This is a genomic window from Pseudomonas sp. GD03875 (genome assembly GCF_029840585.1).
Lineage (GTDB): Bacteria > Pseudomonadota > Gammaproteobacteria > Pseudomonadales > Pseudomonadaceae > Aquipseudomonas > Aquipseudomonas paralcaligenes.
In genome coordinates this window covers 15,527-30,349 of record NZ_JAOCCV010000039.1, presented here as the reverse complement: position 1 = coordinate 30,349, position 14,823 = coordinate 15,527, and the positions used below count along the sequence as shown (strand labels likewise).

The 14,823-nt window shown below is 57.4% G+C and carries 15 protein-coding genes; 8 read left to right on the top strand and 7 right to left on the bottom strand.

The features are described from left to right. Positions 1-6 precede the first annotated feature (6 nt). Positions 7-1,350 carry a GIY-YIG nuclease family protein gene (locus N5D30_RS23275; RefSeq protein ID WP_279910899.1) on the top strand — a complete coding sequence of 448 codons (1,344 nt, stop codon included), beginning with the start codon at positions 7-9 and terminating at the stop codon, positions 1,348-1,350. Positions 1,351-1,408: 58 nt separating this feature from the next. On the opposite strand, the gene N5D30_RS23270 is transcribed toward N5D30_RS23275, so the two are convergent. The 4 genes from N5D30_RS23270 to N5D30_RS23255 form a co-directional block, all read right to left on the bottom strand. Further along, complete coding sequence (locus N5D30_RS23270) at positions 1,409-1,591, bottom strand: hypothetical protein (RefSeq protein ID WP_279910898.1); 183 nt, start codon at positions 1,589-1,591, stop codon at positions 1,409-1,411. After that, positions 1,588-2,499 (bottom strand): hydrolase or metal-binding protein, encoded by a 912-nt coding sequence (locus tag N5D30_RS23265; protein ID WP_279910897.1) that lies wholly within the window; start codon positions 2,497-2,499, stop codon positions 1,588-1,590. The genes N5D30_RS23270 and N5D30_RS23265 overlap by 4 nt, the downstream gene beginning before the upstream one ends. A gap of 273 nt (positions 2,500-2,772) precedes the next feature. Continuing rightward, on the bottom strand, positions 2,773-3,798 hold the full coding sequence (locus N5D30_RS23260) for an IS110 family transposase (RefSeq protein WP_279910913.1): 1,026 nt from the start codon (positions 3,796-3,798) through the stop codon (positions 2,773-2,775). A 137-nt stretch (positions 3,799-3,935) separates the two neighbouring features. Further along, the gene (locus N5D30_RS23255) at positions 3,936-4,940 is read right to left on the bottom strand and encodes a lambda-exonuclease family protein (RefSeq protein WP_279910912.1); all 1,005 of its coding nucleotides are present in this window, start codon (positions 4,938-4,940) and stop codon (positions 3,936-3,938) included. A gap of 156 nt (positions 4,941-5,096) precedes the next feature. Here N5D30_RS23255 and N5D30_RS23250 point away from each other — a divergent pair, with 156 nt between their 5' ends. Together N5D30_RS23250 and vapC are read left to right on the top strand one after the other, a co-directional pair. Continuing rightward, positions 5,097-5,327, top strand: a complete 231-nt coding sequence (locus N5D30_RS23250) for an AbrB/MazE/SpoVT family DNA-binding domain-containing protein (protein ID WP_003285520.1) — start codon at positions 5,097-5,099, stop codon at positions 5,325-5,327. Further along, on the top strand, positions 5,327-5,731 hold the full coding sequence (gene vapC, locus N5D30_RS23245; RefSeq protein WP_009408500.1) for a tRNA(fMet)-specific endonuclease VapC: 405 nt from the start codon (positions 5,327-5,329) through the stop codon (positions 5,729-5,731). Before N5D30_RS23250 ends, vapC begins: the two co-directional genes overlap by 1 nt. 86 nt (positions 5,732-5,817) lie before the next feature. On the opposite strand, the gene N5D30_RS23240 is transcribed toward vapC, so the two are convergent. Both N5D30_RS23240 and N5D30_RS23235 read right to left on the bottom strand, forming a co-directional pair. Beyond that, positions 5,818-6,786, bottom strand: coding sequence for a DUF932 domain-containing protein (locus N5D30_RS23240; protein WP_279910896.1), 969 nt, complete (start codon positions 6,784-6,786; stop codon positions 5,818-5,820). A gap of 96 nt (positions 6,787-6,882) precedes the next feature. Further along, on the bottom strand, positions 6,883-7,155 hold the full coding sequence (locus N5D30_RS23235) for a hypothetical protein (protein ID WP_279910911.1): 273 nt from the start codon (positions 7,153-7,155) through the stop codon (positions 6,883-6,885). A gap of 382 nt (positions 7,156-7,537) precedes the next feature. Here N5D30_RS23235 and qatA point away from each other — a divergent pair, with 382 nt between their 5' ends. Genes qatA through qatD form a run of 4 tightly spaced genes read left to right on the top strand, consistent with a single transcriptional unit; the run spans position 7,538 to position 12,496 of the window. Continuing rightward, on the top strand, positions 7,538-9,487 hold the full coding sequence (gene qatA / locus N5D30_RS23230) for a Qat anti-phage system ATPase QatA (protein ID WP_279910894.1): 1,950 nt from the start codon (positions 7,538-7,540) through the stop codon (positions 9,485-9,487). Between the two features lie 8 nt (positions 9,488-9,495). Next, positions 9,496-10,359 (top strand): Qat anti-phage system associated protein QatB, encoded by an 864-nt coding sequence (gene qatB / locus N5D30_RS26130; protein ID WP_347881211.1) that lies wholly within the window; start codon positions 9,496-9,498, stop codon positions 10,357-10,359. After that, positions 10,356-11,732 carry a Qat anti-phage system QueC-like protein QatC gene (gene qatC / locus N5D30_RS23220; protein WP_279910892.1) on the top strand — a complete coding sequence of 459 codons (1,377 nt, stop codon included), beginning with the start codon at positions 10,356-10,358 and terminating at the stop codon, positions 11,730-11,732. The genes qatB and qatC overlap by 4 nt, the downstream gene beginning before the upstream one ends. Next, positions 11,729-12,496: a Qat anti-phage system TatD family nuclease QatD gene (gene qatD / locus N5D30_RS23215; RefSeq protein ID WP_279910891.1), complete on the top strand. Its 768-nt coding sequence runs from the start codon at positions 11,729-11,731 to the stop codon at positions 12,494-12,496. The genes qatC and qatD overlap by 4 nt, the downstream gene beginning before the upstream one ends. Before the next feature lie 139 nt (positions 12,497-12,635). Here qatD and N5D30_RS23210 read toward each other — a convergent pair whose 3' ends face one another. Further along, entirely contained in the window at positions 12,636-12,857 is a 222-nt protein-coding gene (locus tag N5D30_RS23210; protein WP_279910890.1) for an AbrB/MazE/SpoVT family DNA-binding domain-containing protein, read from the bottom strand. Between the two features lie 492 nt (positions 12,858-13,349). Here N5D30_RS23210 and drt2 point away from each other — a divergent pair, with 492 nt between their 5' ends. Continuing rightward, entirely contained in the window at positions 13,350-14,639 is a 1,290-nt protein-coding gene (drt2, locus tag N5D30_RS23205; protein WP_279910889.1) for an antiviral reverse transcriptase Drt2, read from the top strand. Positions 14,640-14,823: the final 184 nt, after the last annotated feature.

Genomic DNA, 14,823 nt, shown 5'->3' with positions numbered 1-14,823 from the left:
AATGGAATGAACCTGCATGGAAAGAAGCAGCGAGTGCATAGTTCTCTGGACGATGTTTTTGGCGCGTCGGACGAGTATGGCTTGCTCAACGTGAAGCCCCGAGCAGCCTCGCCTGGTAAGGGGAATTTGCTGGCGTCGCGCTTTGAGGAGATCAATCAGTTCATCGATCATCACGGGCGGCGGCCATTAGCGCATGGCGACCATCTATCCGAACGTCAAATGGCCAAGCGTCTGGCGGCGACGCTGGAGAGAATTGAGGATCATGAGGCGTTGATGCCCTTCGACCGGCACGGACTGCTGTCCGGTTTTTCCCTGACACAAGGTGTGCTCAAGGACGAGCCCCCGCCTCAGTCAGCGGTGGCTCCAGAGGATGTCATCTGCATCGATGACATCCTGGGAGGGGATGATTTAGGGCTACTGGAACTGGGTGACACCAGCATTCTGGATCTCAAGCATGTCCCGCTGACGAAAGAAGTCCCGGATGAGGTCGCCCAGCGCACACCTTGCGAGGACTTCTGGCGCTTCAAGTCGATCTTCAATGATTTGCATGCGGATCTCAAAAGTGGCAAAGCCGAGACAGTCCGTTTTGCAGAGAACTGGCAAGTCGCACCTGGTGAGGCGTTTATCCTAAACGGCGTCATGTGCTTCGTGGATGAGGTTGGTGAAGAGCATGGACGTGGCGAGCATACGGATGCCCGGCTACGGCTGATTTTCGAGAACGGTACCGAGTCGAACATGCTGCGCCGTTCGTTGGGTCGGGCACTTTACATGGACGAGACCGGTCGGCGCATCTTGCAGGATCGTGACGAGGCGTTGGCCCAGGCTTTTCAGGACATTCGAGTCACGCATCGCGACCGTCGTACGGGATGCATCTACATCGTCAAAACGCTAAGCCAGAATCCCGCGCTGAAGCAGTTCCCGTATCTCTACAAGATCGGCTACACCGAGCAGACTGTAGATGAGCGGATTCGCAATGCCGAGCGGGATATTGCATTTTTGGAGAGCCCGGTTCAGAAGGTCACGGACTTCGAGTGTTTCAATATGAACCCCCAGCGCTTCGAGGCTTTGGTGCATGCTTTCCTTGCGGCGCAGCGCTTGAATGTGGAACTGGTCGGAAAGGATGGCAAACATTACCGCCCCCGCGAATGGTTCGCGGTGTCGCTCGAGGTGGCCCGAGAGGTTATCAACCGGATCATTGACGGCAGCATCACCCAGTACCGAATGGACAATACGACCGGGAAAATCGTAAAAAAAACGCCTCCCATCATCCGACGCGAATGGGGAGCGGGCATGAAACACCAGAGGTGTAGTTGGGGTAAGGCTGCGGAAGCTGGTTTGCACAAAAAATAATTAGATGGCTAAGTTAGAGAGAGCGCATCCAAGCTGCTCTCTCTGGCGCATCGAGTTATCAGTGAGATTTTTTATCTGCAGCTTGCTGTAGTCGGTTAAGGAGCCAGCAAGCCAGCACCACAGCGACCAGTAGCGGTGGGAAGCGCAGCATCAGGGCCGCCAGAAGCAACGCCGTCACGCAACCGGCAAAGATGCCGGCAAACATGAATACTGCAGCGAGAGTTCGTAGCAGCAGCTTCATACCGTCTCCTTACAGTTAGCTTGTCGTTCTGCCAGGGTATCGAGCTTATCTGTCAGGCTGGCTTTGGTTGAGGTGTGCTGTATAGCAGTGGCTGTCGATGGGTTTTCCTCGACTGGATAGAACTCATCAACGATGGCTCCAGCATCCTCCTCACTGTCCTCGAAGGCGCCATTGCCGAAGCCACGCTGCGCTGCTTCATCTAGGGCGGCCTGATCGAAGCCCGCAGCCTGTCGCCGTGAGTCGAGCTCACTGGCGGTTACCAACGCCTCAGCCATGTCCATGCCTCCGCGTACCGTCAGATCGGCGTAGAAGATCGGCGTGCCATGGCTCTGGCGTGTCGACTTCCCGCGTAGACGCAGCTCCAGAGGCAGACAGGCCAGGCGGTTACCCGAGATGGCCTGGAAGTAATGCAGGCGGGCGGCAAGGGTGCGGATACTGTTGAAACCGGTGGTTCGGAACACGAAGCTACCCAGCGGATCCTCATCGCCGATGACCACATTGAGCCGGCCATAGGGCTTGCAGGCACCACCCTTGGCCAGCGGACAGGCATCCGGTGAGGGGCAGGGCAGCGACTGGATTCCGTCCTGGGTAACCCGCTTGCAGGTCTCGCCATTGCCGACACAGACCGGGCGGCCCGACTGCCGATCGAACAGCGTGTAGTCGGCGCGAAAGTTCAGCTCCGGCTCGTTGAACAGCAGGCGTACCGGAATGCTGCGCAGCTTGTCGTCCTTGCCCTGACGCAGCTCGTCATTGAGCGGGTGCAGTAGCCAGCCGTCCTTACCCTGCACTTGGGACGTGATGGTGAATTGGTCATCCTTCTCCGGCAGTCGCTTGCCGTTCTTCTCGATGACCTTACCGATGGAAATCCGCCCGAGTACCGGCGGGGTGATAGCCAGACCTTTGAGCATCGTGATTCTCCTGAAATGAAAAATCTATGGTCACCCCCGTTTTTGCAACGCTGATCAGAGATGGGTGTTTGGCTTGCTTAAATCTATCCGGCGTCTGTCTGGGGCATGCCCCGCGCCACGATGAGAGTCGCGCCTGGCGATCCTGAAAAGGCCAACGGCTTCATGAGCCGATTTTTAATACAGGTTCTTCGCCAGGCCGGTGGGCCGTTCACGTCATCAGTTGTTCAGCTATCGCAAACCTGGAGGGGTGGTGGTACTGCCCAGCAAACGAGATCAGGCGGCATAGCCGTCTGGTTCGATTTCGTAGCGGGAATGTTTGGTGGCAATCGCCCAGGCAATGCGTGCCAACTTGTTGGCCAGCGCACACACGACCACGTTGGTGTGGCGCCGCCCGAGTAGCTGGCGTACCCAGTCGGCCAAAGCGCCGCGTTGATACTCCAGGCGCTGCAGGTATACGCGAGCGCATTGCACCAGCAGGCGGCGCAAGTTCTTGTCACCACGCTTGCTGATGCCTAAGAGATTGGCGCGTCCGCCTGTGCTGTACTGCCTCGGCACCAGGCCTACGGAGGCCGCAAAATCTCGGCTGCAGGCGTAGTGCTTACCATCGCCCATTTCCGCGACCAGCACGCTGGCGGTAACCGGGCCCACACAAGGAATACTCAGCAGCCGACTGCCGAGATCATCCTCTGCCAACTGCCCCGTCAGCTCTTTATCCAACGCTTTGATCTGTTCATCCAAGTAGCCAAAGTGGTCATGCAGGCGCTTGAGCAACGCCACCAGCCTGGCGGGCAACTCATGCTCGGCCAAGACCATGGCCAACCGCTTGATGACTGCCATGCCCGTGGGCAGGCTGATTCCAAACTCCAGGAGAAAACCGTGGAGTTGGTTGATGCTCTTGGTTCGATCACGAATCAGTGACTCACGCATCCGATGCAGAACCGAGAGGGTCTGCTGGGCCTCGCTCTTGGGCGTTACAAAACGCATGGCAGGTCGTGAGGCAGCCTCGCAGATGGCTTGCGCATCGATGAAGTCGTTCTTGTTGCCTTGCACAAACGGCCGCACGAACTGTGGCGAGATCAGCTTGACCTCATGCCCTAGTGATTGGATTTCGCGGGCCAGGTAATGAGCGCCTGCACAGGCTTCCATGACAACCGTACAAAGCGGCAGGTTGGCCAGCACACGCAACAACTGTTGACGTGTGGTCTTCTTGCGCATGACCTCCCGCCCGGAGCTGTCTTGGGCGTGCAGATGAAAGCTGTGCTTGCCCAGATCAATACCGATCAATGCTGCGTTGTTCATGGCGATGGCCTCTGGAAATAAACACCCTGCGAAGGCTAGCCTTCGCAGGGTGTCGGGGGTGACCATCTCATTAGGCCAGCCATGCAGGGTGAGCGGCATGGACTGGCCAAGGGGGGAAGGGATGATGGGAGTGTGTTTCAACCGACCAGGAAACGCCGCGCACCCGGTTTCAGCAGTGGGTACTTGGCCTGCAGGTGCGGCTTGTCCTTGAGTAGCTGCGCGACATCGAGACCGATGCTGTCCTTGGCCTTGCGCCAGGTGATGTAGCCGCTGGCGAACTCCGCCCGGCTAGCATCGCCCATGGCCTGTTGCAGCATCTGCTTGAGCTCAGCCTCGCGCTTTTCCTTGTCGGCAATCGACTGGCGCAGCGCCTTTAACTCGATGAAGGCGGCGGTGAGTCCCGCATGCTGGCTGAAGTCGACCACCTGGCCGTTGTCCTCCGGATAGAGGCAGCGCAGAGCGGCCTCGGCAGATGCGGTGCCATCAGCCGGAGGCGGGGTGTCGGTTTCCACGTAGTGCCAGAACCGGCGCTCCAGCTCGATCAGGCGAGCGATCATCTGTTCGTCCCGCTCGATGCGATGGATCTCCAGCGTCTGGCCGCCCAGCAGCACTGCCACATCCGCCGCCTGCTTGCCGGTGACGGCGAGCTGGTGCATCACCTGTAGGTGTACATACTCAGGCACGCCTTCTTTCCAGAGGCGTGCCCCGTTTATGCCGGCGGTCTTGCATTCGAGGATCTGCACGTCGTCAGCACCGATCACCTCGCGGTCGATGTTGGCGAGCATCCAGGACAGCTCCGGATTCGGATGCTGCAGCACGGCATTGATGCGGCGGACCTTGTGCTTGGTGCGCTTGCTGTAGTGCCACGCCACGATGGGCTCCAGCACGTTGCCCCAGTACATCGGGCTTTCCTCATCCTGTGGGTCGGCCTTGGGCATGCCAGCATCACGGCCGGTCTTTTCCATCCACAGTTCAAGCTGCGATTTATAGGGGTTCAGACCGACCGCAGCCGCAGCGTCCGAACTGCCGATACCTTGCTTGCGGATCTGCAGCCAGTCCTCGCGCGGCAGTTCCTTGGTGCTGACCAGGCGCAGAGCCGGGCGGGATTTGCTGGTGCTGCGGTTTAATGAAGTAGCTTTCATCATGTTTCTCCTGCAGGCATAAAAACGCCCAGCCAGCACAAGGCTGACCGGGCGTTTATGGTGGTAGGTGGATGGCTAGTTAGGGATATGCCTTTGACATATCCCGCTTGATTGGCACAATGGGCTATACGTAAGGCATATCCCCAGGAGGTTTCCATGGAACAAGGTGCAGTTTTTCAGAGCAACCGCAGTCAGGCGGTGCGTTTGCCCAAGGCGGTTGCGCTGCCTGAGGATGTGAAGCGGGTGGATGTAGTGGTAGTTGGTCGAGCCCGAATCATCACGCCGGCAGGCGAAGCCTGGGACGTCTGGTTCGATGGCGAAGGTGTGACCGCTGACTACATGGCGGATCGCGAGCAGCCTGCAGATCAAGAGCGAGATGCGTTCTGATGCTGAAATACATGCTTGATACCAACATCTGCATTTTCACGATCAAGAATCGCCCTGAGCAGGTGCGGGAAGCCTTCAAGCGCCATTCAGGGCAGCTGAGCATCAGCACTGTCACCCTGATGGAGCTTATTTACGGCGCCGAGAAGTCCGCTAATCCCGAGCGTAATCTGGCGGACGTTGAAGGTTTTGCTGCGCGCCTGGAAGTACTGCCTTACGACGCTCAGGCAGCGGCTCATTCCGGGCAATTGCGAGCTGAGCTGGCTCGTATCGGCAAGCCTATTGGCCCGTATGATCAGATGATTGCAGGACACGCACGTGCCCAGGGACTGATTCTGGTCACGAATAATCTTCGTGAGTTCGAGCGAGTTCCAGGTTTGCGCGTCGAGGATTGGGTGAACGCCTGATTAAGGGCGATCATTTAATGCAGAGCAGCTGAACAACCCCTGATCACCCTTGTGGCGATCAGGGGTTGTGTTTATGCCGCATCAGCTTAAGCGGCGAGCTGCAGTGCTGCGTCCAGCGCGCGTTGCTTGATCTGCGCGCCCTGGCCGAACCAGGCAGAGTCCAATCGATACTCAGTGCTGCGCGCCCGGCGTTCGTGATCGACGTACTCGGTCACGGCATTGAGCAAGCCCCAGGCAGTGCCGCGTGCTGAGTCCAGCTGGCTGCCCCGGCCACGGCCTTCGTACAGCTCCTGAACTTTGCGCAGAGCGCGCTCGTTCGGCAGCTGTTCAGGAAGCGGACCGGTCGGGTTGGTCTCACACATCACGTTCATAAAGAAGCCCAGTGCCTCATGCCACTGCACTTTGCGTTCAGCCAGGTGGCGCATGCGGTACATGAAGTCGTCCCATTGCGAGACGGCGATGCCAAGCTGCTTCTTCACCAGGTCGCCGTCGAAGCGGGTGCTGTGCGGCACCTTGATCGCACGGCTGGTGCCGTCCAGGGCGATGGTCAGCGTGTTGTTGCAGACTACGCGGATGGTGGTAGGCGTTGCTGTAGTGGCCAGGGTGCCGTCGCAGGAAGTGGCCAGCAGCAAATAGCCATTCACCTGGTCGTTACCCTTGAGTGCAGCGCCCTGTCCGGTACGCGCCAGCGCCCAGAACTTGCGCCCGCCCTTGAGCACGCCAGCGGTTTCCAGCTCGTAGCCGGAGACCTCGGTCAGATCCCGGTAAAACTCCAGCACATCCTTGGGCTGAACGGTGTGGTAGCGCTGCGAGACCACCGACAGCGGTGCCTTGCTGTCCGAGCGGTAGAGCACTTTCTGCTCCGGGAACGAATGGATCGCGCCCAGGTGGCCGATTGCGTCCGACTTGAAATGCACAGGGCTTTCCAGGATCTGCCAGTCCATACCGGCTTCGCGTTGCCAGACTTCGATGGGCTGTTTCTGCGGCAGGTTGTTGCCCAGGCCGTGCCACGGAGTAGCGCCAACATAGGCCATTTGTTCGATTTGATGAGCCATGACGAATTTCCTTTGGGTGCAGGCCGGCATAAACGCCGCGCATGGCGCAGCACCGGCAATCAATGAGAGATAAGGAAGAGGAGAGCGGTTGCCGGATCAGGCCGGCAGGTTGAAGCGGTGACCGCAGAGCAGGCAGAGATTGTGGGCCAGCACATGGCGATCGAGCGATTCGCCAAGCTGAGCGCCGAGCGCACAGCCACCGACGCTTCCGGCCAGGCCACCGAGGATGGCGCCCGATACCGAGCTGAGTGTGATACCGAAAGGGCCGGCGATTACGCCGAGCGCTGCGCCGGCCTTGCCGCCTGCAAGAGCAGCACTGACGCCACGGGCGAGGCCACCGACAGCGCCGATGGCTGCGCCGGTTTTCATGGCGTGATGGAAAGAAGCGACTTTGGGGGAGTGACAGCGGGGGCACTGCAATGACATGGGAAGATCCTCCTTGGTGCTGATGTCATGGCAGTAATGTGTGGTCGAGATTTTTTTGAATCGAATGGCTGCTTTGCAGCAGCTGGAGTCGGCCAAAAGCGCTCATTGAGTGTCTACAACAGCAGGAGGCATTCAGCGTGATGCCGCACCGTACGAGACACAGCGAGCGCGGCCACATCAGCTTGGTGCATTGACAGCAGTGCGCTGGCTTTGGCCTACTCGTGGCATCTATGTATGCCCGTCAGGTGATGTGAAAACAGCTGTCTTCCAGCGCTGAATTTACTTCAATGGGTAGATCTCAAATGCTAGGAAGGGAGTTCTTTGCATGTTCTTGAACGACCAGGAAACGGCTACTGACCTGCTGTACTACACCCCCATCGCTAAAACAGTAGAACGTCTACTTCGAGAATCACGGGGGGCACCGGTCACCATTGGCGTTCACGGCGACTGGGGTGCCGGTAAATCCAGCGTTCTGAAGATGACACAGCAGATCCTCAATTCTGATGATCGCGTCTGCTGCATCTGGTTCAACGGCTGGACATTCGAAGGTTTCGAGGATGCAAAGACTGTCGTCATCCAGACGATTGTCGATGAATTACGCCGCGCTCGCCCTAACTCTACAAAGGTCGCTGATGCTGCAAAAAAAGTGTTGCGGCGCGTTGATTGGTTCAAGCTAGCCAAGCATGCTGGAGGGCTAGGGCTCACCGCGTTGACCGGCATTCCCAGTATTGACCAGCTCAAAGGGGCAGTGGAGTCCATTTCCGCCTTCGTGCAGAACCCGGGTGACCATCTGAGCATTGAAAGCCTCACGGGCCTTGCGGAGAAGGCCGGGGGTTTCATTAAGGATGCTGAAACAGATTCTGAGCAGCTTCCCGAGCACATGCATAAGTTCCGGGCCGAGTTCGAAGAACTCTTAACGGCCGCAGACATAGACCAACTAGTAGTTATCGTTGATGACCTTGATCGATGCCTGCCCAAGACTGCCATCGCCACGCTTGAGGCTATCCGTCTCTTCCTCTTCGTAAACCGGACGGCGTTCGTGGTCGGTGCCGATGAGGCGATGATTGAATACGCAGTGCGCGAGCACTTCCCAGACCTGCCACAGGGTGCGGGGCCGGTGACCTATGCGCGCAACTACCTTGAAAAACTCATTCAAGTACCATTCCGCATCCCGGCGCTGGGGCTGGCAGAGACCCGGAGTTACATCACGCTGCTTCAGCTGGAGAGCTTCGTCAAAACGGATGATGATCGATTCAAGAAGCTCTTGAATACCGCTCAACAGGACATGCTCCGTCCCTGGAAGAGCACCGGCCTCGACCGCAAAGCCGTAGCTGGCGCTTTCGGCAGCCCGCTTCCCGACTTTGCCCAGGAAGCATTGGATACCAGCGCCTTGCTGGCCCGGATCTTGAGCGAGGGTACTCGGGGCAACCCCCGGCAGATCAAACGCTTCCTGAACTCCATGATGCTGCGCTACGCCATCGCCGAGGCTCGTGGGTTTGCTGAGGATATCCGGCGTCCAATACTTGCGAAAATCATGCTGGCGGAGCGTTTTCACCCAGACTTTTACGAGCAGTTGGCCCGGATCGCGAGCCTGGATGCGGACGGTACGGTACCTGCCATCGCGGAGCTGGAAAAGCGGGCTAAGAAGTCCAAGGGATCCGACTCAGAGCCGGGTGAGGGGAAAGGCTCTGGGAAGCTCAAGGCAGTGGCCAACTCTGGCGATGTGAACGATTGGGAGAAGAGCGATTGGATCAGCAATTGGGCGGCGATCGATCCCGTGCTGACCGGCGTTGATCTGCGTCCCTACATCTTCGTGACTCGAGACAAACGCAGCTCCTTGATGGGGCAAGTCGCAGTGAGCCATCTTGAGGCGCTCGTCGATAAGCTAATGGGCCCGCCATTGCAGGTCCGGCAAGCGGCCACGAAGAAGGACATCGTGGCATTAGCTGAAATTGATGCCGAGAATGTTTTTGATGCACTCCGTGATCGGATAATCCAAGCAGATGATTATTCGAATCAACCCAAAGGCGTTGCGGGCTTGATCGAACTTGTCAAACAGCGCCCCGCGCTGCAGAAACGCCTAATAGAGTTCGTCCGATCGCTGCCCACGCCCAAGCTTGGCATGTGGGCTCCCGCCCCATGGCATGAGTGCCTTAAGGATACAAATGCCATCCAGGGGCTTGAGGGAATTTTGAGGGGCTGGAGTCAGCAGATTGAGAACGAGACGCTTCAAAAGGCAGCCAAGCGCGTACTTGAATTAAGCGGGAAATCATAAGGATTGATATGGGTACCTCCAAAGGATATGGAGGCCCGAGCTCCGGCTTGGTGCCCTCCTGGATTGATGATGTCGCACAACCAGCTGCTCCGGCCGCTCAACCGAACGGGCCAGGCCAATCTAATCCATCTCAGCCCGGTTCTACGCCATCTCAGCCAGGCTCAGCTCCGTCAGGGCCAGTAAACAATGACGGCACTGGCTCACTTCGGGGGGCTCGCAGCAGCTTCACTCGGTTCGCCCGCACTGGAAGCCCCAGCGATTTGGGGAATGCCCTGTCTTCATATGTGCGTAAAGGCGTAGGAGGATCGTCGAGAGGCGCGCGCCGCATGGGGACATCCCGCGCTGCTGCGGCAAAGTTGCTCAGTATCTTCGGAGATGTTCAGCGCAACGGGGCCGCGGAAACACTGCGGCGGTTGCAGCTCACCGTAGCGCCAGGGCAACCGGCCTCTCAGGTGCTGCTCTCGCTGCTTGAGTTCATTTGCCCGCCTGGCGGTGCCATTGACGAAGGTGTTGCTCGCCAGGCTGCACTGAACACGATCGCGGAACTGGACGAGGCAGGCAGTGGTAGCTTCGAGGATATGACTCAAACTGATCGGCAGAACTTCTTCCTCGATTTCGTAGCGAACTCGATTGAGAGCATGATCATGGCGGACTTGGGCGGCCGGGGGATCACCATGCCGGATGATGTGGATGCAGTTGAGCGCATCCAATCTCAGCTGAGTTCCTTCATCACAGGCTGTACACGGGGCCAGCTCGCCAATCGGCTTGAGCAATGGCCGGCTCCCACAGATCAAGAGGTCAATCAAGTCACCTCTGCGATCTATGAAGCGGCGTTCGATCTTATCGCGACTGCAGCGGAGGGGCTGGAATGAGGCACCACAGCATCATCTGTCGGCTTGGCGAAACGGATGACCAGGATCTAGCGCTACTGCAGCCTGGCAGTGTCATCACCGACATCCAGTTCCTCGACGGACACGGGCGATTGCAGTACGGGATTGGCCAAGCCATTGAGCAATTGGCTGATCTGGGTCTGACCCCAGGAGAGACCGCCGTAGACTTGGCACTGCTGGCAGCGACCCTTACCGCAGCGGACACCAGAATCTCACGAGACACTGAATCAGAGAACTCCTGGACGAGAGAGATCGACCTCTACGTCCCCGTCGCAGATCCAGCACTATGGAAAGCATCGTCTGACATGCTGGCCTCGACATTGAAATTCCTCACTGGTGATCGCTGGCGCCTGGTCTTCCGCGAGCGGCCCTTGGATATCGATGAGCTATCTCCCGCTCCGGAGAGCTTGAGAACAGATGAGTCGGATAGCGTCTGCCTGTTCTCAGGGGGGATGGACAGCTTCATCGGGGCGATCGATCTACTCAGTGGCGGCGGCAAGCCATTGCTTGTGAGCCATTACTGGGACACCAACAGCACCAGCACCTATCAGAACGACTGCCGGGCAGCGCTGCAGGAAAGGTTTTCCGAGATATCGATCAACCACGTCCAGGCCCGTGTGGGGTTCCCGCACGATCTCGTGGAAGGTGGGGGTAGTGAAGATACACTTCGAGCGCGCTCATTCCTGTTCTTCGCGCTGGCGGCCATGGCTGCGGAAGCTATCGGCGATTCGATCACCATTCATGTGCCTGAAAATGGCTTGATATCTCTGAACGTCCCCTTAGACCCACGCCGCCTGGGTGCATGTAGCACGCGCACGACGCATCCATACTACATGGCGCGGGTGAATGAGCTCTTTGGGCGTTTGGGCCTTAGCACGAGGCTGTTCAACATGTTCAGCCATCTGACAAAGGGGCAAATGGCAGAGCAGTGCTCTGACCCTGCGTTCCTAGCGGATCATGTGCATCTGACTATGTCATGCTCCTCGCCTGGAAAGGCTAGGTACCATCCTGATCCCTCGAATCGATCCCCCAAGCACTGTGGGTTCTGCGTCCCCTGCATCATCAGGCGGGCAGCGATTCTCCGTGGGTGTGGCCCCGATCAGACCCGATATGTCATCCCAGATCTGCATGCGCAAGCGCTGGACACTAACAAGTCTGACGGCGAACATGTGCGTTCCTTCCAGCTCGCCATCGCGCGTCTCAAGCGTGCGCCTCACCGAGCCAAGTTCGCAATTCATGAGCCGGGGCCGTTGATCGATCACCCTGACCGTTTAGGGGACTTCGAGCAGGTCTATCGGAATGGGCTGCTGGAGGTCGACGACTATCTCAAGGGTGTCACAGCTATACCTCTATGAAGCCGCAAAAAAGCCCGATTCCAAAATGGGTGGATTTCCACTGCCATCTCGACCTTTATCCTGATCATGAGCGCCTCATATTGGAGTGCGATCAGGCAGAGGTCGCTACCTTGGCCGTGACCACGACACCGAAAGCATGGCGGCGCAATCGTGAACTTGCGGCATCCTCTCGACATGTCCGGGTGGCATTGGGGTTACATCCCCAACTGGTGGCAGAGCGTGAATCGGAGCTGCCGCTCCTAGAGCGCCTCCTTGAGGAGACTCGATACGTTGGAGAGGTGGGGCTTGATGCCGGGCCCCAGTTCTATCGAAGCTTTGAGGCCCAGGAGCGTGTGTTTAAGAGGGTGCTGGAGGCTTGCTCGGAGCAGGGCGGGAAGATCCTCACTGTCCACAGCGTACGCAGTGTGGGAAAAGTTCTGTCACATATCGAACGCCTGCTTCCGCGCGACCGCGGAACAGTTGTGCTTCACTGGTTCACTGGCTCCGCTAGTGAGGCTAGAAGGGCTGTGGAGCTTGGATGCTATTTTTCGATCAATTCTCAGATGCTGACCTCAGCTAAACATCGAAATTTAGTTGCCTCACTGCCTCCTGGTCGAATTCTCACAGAGACCGATGGCCCGTTCGTGCAGAGCGAGGGACGGTCAATCAGGCCTGTCACAGACATTCCGAAAACTGTACAAGCTTTGGCAATACTTCGAGAGCAATCGCCAGAGCAAGCAGCTGCCCAGATTATCAGTAATTTGCGTGATTTAGTGTCCAGCTAGTACTCCAGGTGTGAATGGCTTTCAAGGTAGCATCAGGTCAGTGAGCGGGGATGCTGCCTTCACTCCGACTGGTATTGGTTGTCCCTGATTGCGTCGACCGGTTGAATCTACAGGCGAAAGCTGCCTGCTGTGATCGGCGCTATTCGTCGCCATCTCGATTCCAGTGGGCGACCAGCTCATCGGTACGATCCGGGATCTGTGGTGTATTGCTGAGTACAAGGCACCGGGCATTGCCGACGTACTCCTCGATCACATAGAGAGTGTCGCCAACGTCGACGCCTAGCTCCTGAAGGGCTTCATCCGGCATGCGGATAGCGCCATCGCCGTCCCAGTCTTCGATAGTCACTTGCTTGGGGCCCATGTCTTTTCTCCACCGTCATGATCACCTTCGGTGCGGTCGATCTTGGGGCTCGGTCAGGCCGCTAGCCGGGATCATACTCTGTGGCGAGCAGCCCTTAGTGGATGTCCCCTACCGGAACTGGCACAGCAGTGATTCTGATGAGCTCCATCGAGGATGGGGGGCTGATTCAGCCAGATTTATGCTAGCCTGCAAGGGCTTCGGGTATAGATCCGAAGGTGCATCACAAGCTGTCAAGCCCCAAGGCGGCATCCCAGGTGTAACAACCCAGGGTGACCAGCAATGCGGCCAGCAGCCCTCGGATACTTATCTTCATAGGTACTCCAAGTGTGACGCTGACACTATACGTCGATCCTAGCAATCGCGGCGAAATCGGAACTGGGTGACCAACACCGATTGGATGATGTGAGGAGCATTTGAGTTTATCCGGCCAGGCGGCTGAGGATTGCCGCCATCCTATGCCTGGCCGGTTGGCTCGAACATGGATGTACGCTGATGCCAGAAAATTGGTACAAATCTCGGGGCTATCTGCACTTTGATCGCCCGATCAACCAGGCTGCGGCGCTAGAGATAGTCTCAAGCCCTAAGACTGTTGCTAAGCATGCCTTTTATCCCTTTATTCGCTATGTCGCACAAACACAGAAAGTGTTTTTCGACAAAAGTATAGGGAAGGTGGTCAAAAAAGACCCCAAAGAACGGCCCATTTCTTACGCTGCGCATGTCGACAGCCACATTTATTCCTACTACTGCGAACTGCTGAACCAGGCCTACGAGGACCATCTGGCTAAGGTGCAGTGGTCCCCCGCCATTCTGGCGTTTCGGGCCCTTGGCAAAAGCAATATCAATTTTGCTCGCGAGGCGTTCCTAGATATCGCGACGCGAGACTCCTGCTGCGTCATCGCCATCGACATCAAAGGTTTCTTTGACAACCTAGATCATGCGCATCTCAAAAGTGCCTGGCAGACGCTACTAGGCACCAGCCAGTTGTCCGACGACCATTACGCGGTGTATCGATCCCTCACCAAGTTCTCGTTCGTCTACAGGGACCAAGTCTACGAGAAGCTGGGGCTCTCCAAGAACACCTCAAAACAAGGCCGCAAGCGAATATGCGAGCCCCATGAGTTCCGGACCAAGGTGCGTGATGGCGGCCTGATCGAAACCAACAAGGATAAAAAGGGTATCCCTCAGGGCTCCCCTATCAGCGCCCTACTGTCCAACGTGTACATGATGGGCTTCGATGAGCAGATCCACACCTATCTCCAAACCTGCGGCGGTGCCTATTACCGGTATTGCGATGATGTGCTGCTAATTGTGCCGCTGGAGAAGGAGGCGGAGGCCAAAGCCCTAGTCGACCAACGGGTCAATGCGATAGGCCTGGAGATCCAGGCCTCCAAGACGGAGACCTGCAAATTTAAGCTCTCGGCTAAGGGCTTGAGATCTGACCGACCTCTGCAATACCTGGGCTTTATCTTCGACGGGACCAACATCTACCTGCGTTCATCGTCACTGGCTCGCTACCAGGATCGTGTGAGGAAAGGCATTTGGATGGCGGAACAATGCATGGATAAGGTCAACGCCAAGCGAATTTCCAGAGGCCAGCTGCCCCGTTCGATGTTCCTGAAGAAGCTGTACAAGCGTTACTCCTACCTGGGCCGAAGGAATTTCATTTCTTATGGCTACCGGGCAGCCAGAATCATGAACGCCCCATCGATCAAGAAGCAGCTCAAACCACACTGGAACAGGCTCCGCGAGCGCATTTCAGATGCGCAAGGCGAACGACATTGAATAGGCCATGCTTCCGGCCTCAAGCAAGGCTTGCGAGAAGGGGCGTGTGCCTTCTCAGCTAGTGACTGCTTCTGGCCGATTCTGTTGAAAAACTCGATGTGCGACAGAGCTGCTTGCTCGTAGCCGGAAAAATGTACAAATCGAGCGCTTCTACGCGAAATCCAGAGCAACTCGACCAGCGCAA

Excerpts from the sequence above, each read along its gene's own strand:
- N5D30_RS23210 (WP_279910890.1), bottom strand. The coding sequence starts at position 12,857 with ATGGGCCCCAAGCAAGTGACTATCGAAGACTGGGACGGCGATGGCGCT.
- N5D30_RS23250 (WP_003285520.1), top strand. The coding sequence starts at position 5,097 with ATGGAACAAGGTGCAGTTTTTCAGAGCAACCGCAGTCAGGCGGTGCGT.
- qatA (WP_279910894.1), top strand. The coding sequence starts at position 7,538 with ATGTTCTTGAACGACCAGGAAACGGCTACTGACCTGCTGTACTACACC.
- qatB (WP_347881211.1), top strand. The coding sequence starts at position 9,496 with ATGGGTACCTCCAAAGGATATGGAGGCCCGAGCTCCGGCTTGGTGCCC.
- N5D30_RS23240 (WP_279910896.1), bottom strand. The coding sequence starts at position 6,786 with ATGGCTCATCAAATCGAACAAATGGCCTATGTTGGCGCTACTCCGTGG.
- N5D30_RS23255 (WP_279910912.1), bottom strand. The coding sequence starts at position 4,940 with ATGAAAGCTACTTCATTAAACCGCAGCACCAGCAAATCCCGCCCGGCT.
- N5D30_RS23235 (WP_279910911.1), bottom strand. The coding sequence starts at position 7,155 with ATGAAAACCGGCGCAGCCATCGGCGCTGTCGGTGGCCTCGCCCGTGGC.
- vapC (WP_009408500.1), top strand. The coding sequence starts at position 5,327 with ATGCTGAAATACATGCTTGATACCAACATCTGCATTTTCACGATCAAG.
- qatC (WP_279910892.1), top strand. The coding sequence starts at position 10,356 with ATGAGGCACCACAGCATCATCTGTCGGCTTGGCGAAACGGATGACCAG.
- N5D30_RS23265 (WP_279910897.1), bottom strand. The coding sequence starts at position 2,499 with ATGCTCAAAGGTCTGGCTATCACCCCGCCGGTACTCGGGCGGATTTCC.
- N5D30_RS23275 (WP_279910899.1), top strand. The coding sequence starts at position 7 with ATGAACCTGCATGGAAAGAAGCAGCGAGTGCATAGTTCTCTGGACGAT.
- drt2 (WP_279910889.1), top strand. The coding sequence starts at position 13,350 with ATGCCAGAAAATTGGTACAAATCTCGGGGCTATCTGCACTTTGATCGC.
- qatD (WP_279910891.1), top strand. The coding sequence starts at position 11,729 with ATGAAGCCGCAAAAAAGCCCGATTCCAAAATGGGTGGATTTCCACTGC.
- N5D30_RS23270 (WP_279910898.1), bottom strand. The coding sequence starts at position 1,591 with ATGAAGCTGCTGCTACGAACTCTCGCTGCAGTATTCATGTTTGCCGGC.
- N5D30_RS23260 (WP_279910913.1), bottom strand. The coding sequence starts at position 3,798 with ATGAACAACGCAGCATTGATCGGTATTGATCTGGGCAAGCACAGCTTT.